Below are 4,720 nucleotides of genomic sequence, written 5' to 3' on the forward strand. Positions count from 1 at the left end.
CCATCGCCATTGAAGCAGCATTAATGGCGCGGCGGATCGCACCGGGGCTGGCACGTTCGTTCGCCTTCGAACGCTTACTCTTGCATGATGTATCCCTATGGGGCCGATTGCGTGAAGCTGCGCGAGCCAAACAACTTTCCGCTCCTCCGGCGGCAATTTATGCCTCTGATCAGGATCCTGCCGCCGTGAAAATCGTGCAACGAACGTTCCAGAGTGCTGGCGTTGGTATTGATATCCGGCTCCGACAATGTGACATGTTCGACCTTACAGCCCCGGCTGAAAAAGGCGTGCTCCTCGTCAATCCCCCTTACGGCATCAGGCTTGGTCATGCCGAAAATCTTGAATCCTTCTATCCAAGACTCGGAGACTGGCTCAAGCAGAACTTCGCCGGTTGGCGGGCATATGTTTTCACAGGAGATGCCTGGCTTCCCAAGATGATAGGATTGGCTCCATCGCGACGGACACCCCTTTTCAACGGAGCCATCGAGTGCCGACTCTATGAGTTCAAGATAGTCCAGGGCTCCATGAGAAAAAAGTTTTCGCCCGGTCTTACCAATTTATAAATCACCGCCAGGACCTGTGAGTCATGACGCTTTTCCTAAGGTTCTCAGCCACGGCCCTTCTGATCGTGACCATCTCTGCATGTAGCCTGATACCGGAATCCGTTCCCTTTTTCGGACAACATACTCCTCCTGCGCCTAAAAGCCGCATGCGCGAATCTAAGTTAGAACGGGTGACCCCCACAGTAAAAAAAGACCTGGAGCGTTTCCTCGCGGAAAATATGCGATCATGGACCCTCGGACATGAAAAGATTGAGACTATCCCGGCTCGATTTAAGCGGAGCATCGCGACCCTTACACTGAAGCAGCCTTGGAAAGGCCTGACCAGCCTTGAAGAGCAGGGATTGATCGCCGCTGAATTGGCTGAAGGAGGATCGGTCAATCTTCCCGGTCTGCTTGATCTCCTTGAAGCCGGTGTCGATCGCACCTCCGCATTCCACGAAGCGGCACACCTTCCAACGAACCCCACGCCGAAAGAACTAGAAACATTCATGTTGGAAACGTTGGAAGAGGCCTTGCGACATCGAGCGAAGGCCCTGGCCAATTTAAGCGAAGAGGAACGTCGCTTTCTCTTCGAGCACGCGCATACAGTCGTGCAGCGCTTTACGCCGCAAGTTTCAAACTTTTCGGTCCAAACCCTCGCGCAGCTCAAGGCCGACCTTCGGTATGCAGAACTAATCGAGGAGCAGGTTGATTACGCCAATCTCCTGGCAGCAGCTCAAATTCTAGGACGCCTGGCCAACGAGCAATGGCCCATCGATTTATCCAACGCATTCACCCATTCGATTACATCATCTGAAGTACCACCAGGCGTCACAGGGACAGTTCTCTACTCCGAGAAGACTTCTTACGGTCGCATCGTCATCGGCGGAGCCGGCCCCAACACGTATGAACTCCATCACCGTTTCGCCATCGTCATCGACCTTGGAGGGGACGACCATTACAAAGGCATGATCGCCTCCTCTACTGATCCAGAACACGGTATTGCGGTCGTGATTGATTTGACTGGCAACGACACTTATCAAGGCTCTGCCCTAGGCCTGGCAACCGGACGATTGGGCGTAGGCCTACTGATCGATCGATCGGGCGATGACGTCTATCAACTCGACATGGCGTCCGGCGGAGCAGGATTCGGTGGTCTCGGCATTCTTTTCGACGCCAAAGGAGATGACGTATACGAAGGTAGCCGCATGACGCAAGGCGTGGCAATGGCCGGTTTCGGCCTCCTCCTTGACGGAGCCGGCAACGATCGTTACACCAGCCACGGGTTTTCCATCGGTTTCGGCGGGCCGCAAGGGATAGGAGCCCTGATCGATGTCCAAGGCGATGACCGCTATCAATGCGGAAACAAATATCCCAGCGCCTACAATGCGGAAGATACCCGGAACGGCAAACCAGACGATCCAATGTTTCAATACGACTGTTTCGGACTCGGCACAGGCTCCGGTAAGCGTACCTTGACAAAGCGTCTCGATTGGCAGGCATACAGCGTAGCCGGCGGATGGGGGCTGCTCCTAGACATTGAAGGCCACGACCAGTACAGGAGTGCAAACTTCTCGCAGGGGCATGGCTACTTTTTTGGAATCGGCACGCACCTGGACCTCGACGGAGATGACGATTATCAAGCCGCCCGCTACGGGCACGGATCTTCCGCGCACTTCGGCATCTCTCTTTTCACGGACCGGCACGGCGACGACCGGTACGGATCCACCGGCCCTTTCTACAATGCTGGAGTCGCCTGGGACCACAGCGTCAGCCTTATGTTGGACAGCGGCAACGGCAAGGACCACTACGCATTTCAATCATCAACCGGTCTCGGAGGAGCCGATTATTCAGGTTGGGGAATCTTTATCGAAGAAGGAGGTGACGATCGCTACCAGGTCAAATCCGGTTTTGGCAGAGCCTCGGAAAAAGGAGTCGCAGGGTTTTTCGATCTTGCAGGAAGGGATCTCTATCGATTCCCGAATGGTTCGACCATGCCGAAAAATGAAGAGCCGGCAGATGGAAAATCAATGAGCTACCCAACAGGCGGCATCTTTGTCGATCGTTTAATTCGTTGATGGCATCTCGTCTCATTAAGTTCAATTAATCCACACCTTACGCTCCTTCCCCTTGACTTCATGTGGACACAAGCTATCTAGCAACTGTACGTACGATAAACACGCTCTGTTCATCCCAGCAAGAGGAGAGATCAACAGACATGACCAACGAAACCGTAACCGTCACCCTACCGGTTCTGCCGATCAAACGCACGGTACTTTTTCCTGGCGTTATGATGCCGCTGACGATCGGGCGAGAACGGTCCGTCGCAGCGGTGAATGCCGCAATGAAGACCGAAGAGAAGGCCATCCTGATCGTCGCTCAACGCGATCCTGCGACAGAGGAACCAAGTTTGGATGATCTTTACGGGATCGGGACGAAGGCCATCATCAAGCAGGTCGGCCGCACCGAGGGAGGGACTCTACAGGCTCTCGTCCAAGGAATCGAACGGGTTGCATTGGTGAAAGCTGAACAATCCGATTCATTTCTTGTTGTACACGCCAGAAAGCTTGATCCACCCTCGGATCAAGGGCCGGAGATCCAAGCGCTCCACCGAGCGATTCAGGACCTCGTTACGGATCTGCCGCGATTAATTCAAGCTCCCGGCATTCAGGAGGCGGCAAACGCATTTGCCGGTGAAGATAATTCCGTTTCGTTAGCGTATCGCGTCGCCTCGCTGCTCAATCTGACGGTACAGGAAGAGCAGAGACTGCTCGAAAGCTCATCGACCGGCGAATTGCTCCAGTCGTTGTATGCAGCGCTGCTGAAAGAAATTCAAATCCTGCAGTTGCGGGACAAGATCGCCACCGAAGCTCAGGCGAAGATCGGGAAGAATCAGCGCGAATATGTCTTGCGCGAACAGCTGAAGGCTATTCAACAGGAACTCGGCGAAGGCGAAGACGAGGAAAACGAGGTCGCTCGCCTTAAGAAACAAATCAATGAGGCCGATCTCCCCGAACACATCCGCAAAGAGGTCGAGCGCGAGATCACGCGTTTAGGGAAAGTCCCGCCTTCATCGCCGGACCATCAAGTCCTCCGTACATACCTAGAATTGGTCCTCGAGTTGCCCTGGCAAAAGGCATCGGAAGAGCACCTCGATCTCTCCAAGGTCCGCGAGGTATTGGAAGAAGACCACTATGGCATTAAAGAGGTCAAGGAGCGGATCGTCGAACATTTGGCGGTCTTGAAATTGAATCCGACGGCGAAGGCGCCAATCCTCTGTTTGGTCGGCCCCCCGGGCGTCGGCAAGACCAGCCTGGGACAATCAATCGCCAGGGCCATGGGACGCACCTTCGAGCGATTTAGCCTGGGCGGCGTCCATGACGAAGGCGAATTGCGCGGGCACCGCCGCACCTATGTAGGGGCCCTTCCTGGGCGCATTATCCAGGCCATCAGACGTGCCGGAGTCAACAATCCTGTTTTGATGTTGGACGAAGTTGATAAGATGGGCCGCGACTTCCGTGGCGACCCGGCGGCAGCATTGCTGGAGATCCTTGATCCGGCGCAGAACCATACATTCCGCGACCATTATCTGGATCTGCCTTTCGATCTGTCGAAGGTGTTTTTTATCACGACAGCCAATACGCTGGACTCGATCAGCCAGCCCTTGCTGGACCGTATGGAAATCATCCGGATCCATGGATACAGCGAGCGGGAAAAAGCTGAAATCGCACGCCGATATCTCTGGCCGCGGCGTCTCAAAGAATCGGGAATTACCGCCGAACAGGCGTTACTCTCCGATGAGGTGTTGAACCTCGTCATCACGCGCTACACGCGAGAAGCCGGTGTCCGCCAACTGGAACAGATGCTCGGCAGACTGACAAGAAAAGTCGCCTTGACCTTCGCTGATCTTCCGGAAGGTCAGGAGCGTACACCGGTCGCCATCCAGCCTGAAGTCCTGCCCGACTGGCTAGGTTCTGAGCGGTTCATGCCGGAAGAGGCACGTAAACACCTGCCGCCAGGTGTGGCGACGGGATTGGCATGGACGCCTACAGGCGGGGATGTCCTCTACATCGAAACGACTCTCTTACCGGGGAGCCACGAGTTGACGCTCACCGGCCAATTGGGAGATGTGATGCAGGAGTCGGCGCGCGCGGCTCGCAGCTACCTGTGGTCGCACG

At 55.2% G+C, this 4,720-nt stretch carries 3 protein-coding genes; all 3 read left to right on the forward strand.

Annotation, left to right across the window (positions count from 1 at the left end; translation table 11 throughout):
* Nucleotides 1-563 (forward strand): THUMP domain-containing class I SAM-dependent RNA methyltransferase (locus ACWVCN_RS05890; RefSeq protein WP_455244612.1); only part of this gene is annotated, 563 nt, incomplete at its 5' end.
* Between the two features lie 146 nt (nt 564-709).
* Nucleotides 710-2,620: a hypothetical protein gene (locus ACWVCN_RS05895; protein ID WP_455244614.1), complete on the forward strand. Its 1,911-nt coding sequence runs from the start codon at nt 710-712 to the stop codon at nt 2,618-2,620.
* Between the two features lie 140 nt (nt 2,621-2,760).
* Nucleotides 2,761-4,720: endopeptidase La (lon, locus tag ACWVCN_RS05900; RefSeq protein WP_455244616.1), on the forward strand; the 1,960-nt coding region annotated here is incomplete at its 3' end.

The sequence above is a fragment of the Petrachloros mirabilis genome (assembly GCF_975968855.1).